Below are 3,100 nucleotides of genomic sequence, written 5' to 3'. Positions count from 1 at the left end.
GATGGCCCAAGAGATGCGGGAGATGCGGCAGGAGATTCGGGATCTGCGCCGCGACTTTTTGGAACGGCGGTAACTTGGGCCCAAGCGCTCTGCATTGCCGACGCCCTCACCCCCAGCCCCTCTCTCTCAGGGAGAGGGGAAATTGGCGGGATTTTGGGTAGGAAGGGATCCCACCTAGATTAATCTAGAGGAACTTTGTCTGGCCTCACTGGCATTTGCCCTTCCCCACGAGTTTGCCTATGTCTGTCATCCGTGCCCTCCACAGGCAGTTGGTAACCAAAGAGCGCTCTGCCGAAGAGATCGCCCGCGAGTACCTGGAGCGCCTGGCCCAACTGGAGCCGCAGCTTAAAAGCTTTATTACTGTGACCGAGGAACTGGCTCTGCAACAGGCCAAGGCGGTGGACGCCCGCATTCGGGCCGGGGAAGAGATTGGCCCTTTGGCCGGGATCCCGTTAGCTGTCAAAGACAACCTCTGTACCCAAGGGATCCGCACCACCTGTGCCTCCCGGATGCTGGAGGGGTTCATTCCCCCCTATGAATCAACGGTGACGGCGCGGCTGGCGGCTGCGGGCATGGTGACGGTGGGCAAGACCAACCTGGACGAGTTTGCCATGGGCAGCTCCACGGAAAACTCGGCCTTTCAGCGCACGGCCAATCCCTGGGATCTGACGCGGGTGCCAGGGGGATCCTCTGGGGGATCGGCGGCGGCGGTGGCTGCCGACCAGGCGGTGGTGGCTCTGGGCTCGGATACGGGGGGATCCATCCGCCAACCGGCAGCTTTTTGTGGGGTGGTGGGCCTCAAGCCCACCTACGGGCTGGTGTCTCGCTACGGGCTGGTGGCCTTTGCTTCGTCTTTGGATCAGGTGGGGCCGTTTGGGCGCACGGTGGAGGATGTGGCCTTGCTGCTGCAGGGGATCGCCGGCCATGACCCGATGGACTCCACCAGCCTGAAGGTGGATATCCCGGACTATAGCCAGGCTCTGATCCCGGACATCAAGGGGTTCAAAATCGGGGTGATCCGCGACTTGCTGGGGGAAGGATGCGGCGAGGAGACCCGCGCTGCCGTGCAAGCGGCCATTCAACATCTGCAGGAGCTGGGGGCCGAGATCCTGGAGATCGACTGCCCCAGTTTTCGCTACGGCCTTGCCACCTATTACATCATCGCCCCTTCGGAAGCCTCTGCCAACTTGGCCCGCTACGACGGGGTAAAGTACGGCCTGCGGGAACCTGCCGACTCGCTGCTGGCCATGTATGGCAAGACCCGCGCCCACGGCTTTGGGCCGGAAGTGAAGCGGCGCATTATGATCGGCACCTATGCCCTCTCCTCGGGGTACTACGACGCCTACTACCTCAAGGCCCAGAAGGTGCGCACCCTCATCAAGCAGGACTTCCTCAAGGCTTTCGAGAAGGTGGATGTGCTGGTCAGCCCCACCACCCCCACCCCAGCCTTCAAGCTCGGCGAGCGGGAGGATCCCCTCAGCATGTACCTGTGCGACCTGATGACGATCCCGGTGAACCTGGCGGGATTGCCGGGATTGAGCCTGCCCTGCGGGTTTGCCGATGGCCTGCCCATTGGCCTGCAAATTGTGGGCAACGCCCTACAGGAGAGCAAGGTGCTCCGCGTGGCCTATGCCTACGAGCAAAGCACCGACTGGCACAAGCGACGGCCCCCGCTAGGGCAGCCCTCAGTTGAAGAGGGCCAGGGATCCGATCCCGGCCAACCTCAAGCCAAGCGCAGATCCGGCAAAAGGAGCAAAAAATCCAAAAGCTGAGGCGGGAAGGGCGGCAACTAGGCCATGCCCATCTGGTTGGCCGCTGAAAAGCGTTCCATAAAGCGCAGGAAGCGATCCCACTCTGCCTCGGTTTCCATGTCGTAGGTCACTTCCAGGGCTTTGAATTCCCCGTTCAGGAACTTGGCCCTGATGTTGCGGGTGGTCAGCTCCCCTTCCTCATCGATCATCCGCATGCCGAGGATGTTTTGCGTATCGGATTTTAGATCCTCGAAGCGGAAAATCGCGGATCCCCGGTTGCCGGTCTTGGATTTCAGCACTCGCACCTGGGTGGGCACCTCTTGGATGCCGGGGGAGAACTCGATACTGGCCATGATGTCCTACGAAACACGATGATTTAAGCCATTATAACCGGCCAATCCCCGCATCCTGCTCCAGAAAATCTCTCAGCTCCTGGGCCGTCATCTGCTCCAGGTGATGGCCGGCCTGCCGTTGGGCTTCTGCCACATCGGGGATCCGGTCGCACAGGGCGCCAACCCGAAGGGGAAGAGGCTGGGCTGCCAACCCAGCGCGCGCTGCCGGAGTCACCTGGCCACAGAGGATGAGCAGGGGTTTTTGGGCTTGGATAGCCTGCTCCAGCACGGCCCCCACCACCTTTCCCATCGTGCTTTGTTCGTCGAGGCAGCCCTCTCCGGTGACAACCAGATGGCAGCGGCGGATGCGCTCCGGCAGGGCCAATTGCCGCGCCAAGAGCTGGATCCCGGACTCCAGAGTGGCCTCCAAAAAAGCCACCAGACCTGCTCCTAAGCCGCCTGCGGCTCCGGCCCCCGGGATCCCGGCCACGGCCTGGCCCAAATCTCGCTCCACCACTTGAGCCCACTGCTGCAGCGCCTGCTCCAACTGCTGCACCTGGGAAGGGGTGGCGCCCTTCTGGGGGGCAAAGACGGCGGCGGCTCCCCACGGGCCGGTGAGGGGGTTTTGCACATCGCAGAGGCCGCGGACCCGTTTCCCCTGCCAACCAGGCTGTTCGGGGGGCTCGATGCGCGCCAGCCGGGCCAGCTCCGCCCCACCCCAGCCGATGGGATCCCCAGCTCCATCCAACAGGCGATAGCCTAAGGCCTGCGCCATGCCCGCCCCTCCATCCACGGTGGCGGATCCCCCCAGTCCTATCCAGATCTCAGCGATGGGATCGCGGCAAACAGCCCGCAGCAGCTCCCCCAGGCCATAAGTGGTGGTGCGGGTGGGATCCCGCCGCTCCGGTGGCACCAAGGTCAGGCCAGCCACCTGGGCCAGCTCCAACAGGGCCAGCTCTCCTGCCACCCCGTACTCCGCCCAGACGGGATCCCCCAGGGGGCCGGTGACCCACAGAC

Annotated in this window: 4 protein-coding genes; 2 read left to right on the top strand and 2 right to left on the bottom strand. The window is 63.5% G+C overall.

Going from position 1 to position 3,100, the window contains the following annotated elements:
* Both NW837_RS13590 and gatA read left to right on the top strand, forming a co-directional pair.
* Positions 1-183: hypothetical protein (locus NW837_RS13590; protein WP_414332151.1), on the top strand; the 183-nt coding region annotated here is incomplete at its 5' end.
* A gap of 56 nt (positions 184-239) precedes the next feature.
* Positions 240-1,772, top strand: coding sequence for an Asp-tRNA(Asn)/Glu-tRNA(Gln) amidotransferase subunit GatA (gene gatA / locus NW837_RS13585; protein ID WP_414332150.1), 1,533 nt, complete (start codon positions 240-242; stop codon positions 1,770-1,772).
* Positions 1,773-1,789: 17 nt separating this feature from the next.
* Here gatA and psb28 read toward each other — a convergent pair whose 3' ends face one another.
* On the bottom strand, positions 1,790-2,104 hold the full coding sequence (gene psb28 / locus NW837_RS13580; protein ID WP_011433213.1) for a photosystem II reaction center protein Psb28: 315 nt from the start codon (positions 2,102-2,104) through the stop codon (positions 1,790-1,792).
* Between the two features lie 31 nt (positions 2,105-2,135).
* Positions 2,136-3,100: glycerate kinase (locus NW837_RS13575; protein WP_414332149.1), on the bottom strand; the 965-nt coding region annotated here is incomplete at its 5' end.

Origin of the sequence: Synechococcus sp. R6-10, from assembly GCF_047461815.1 — a bacterium.
GTDB lineage: Bacteria > Cyanobacteriota > Cyanobacteriia > Thermostichales > Thermostichaceae > Thermostichus.
The sequence above is the reverse complement of the archived record's forward strand: the minus strand, read 5'-3'. Positions and strand labels throughout refer to the sequence as shown.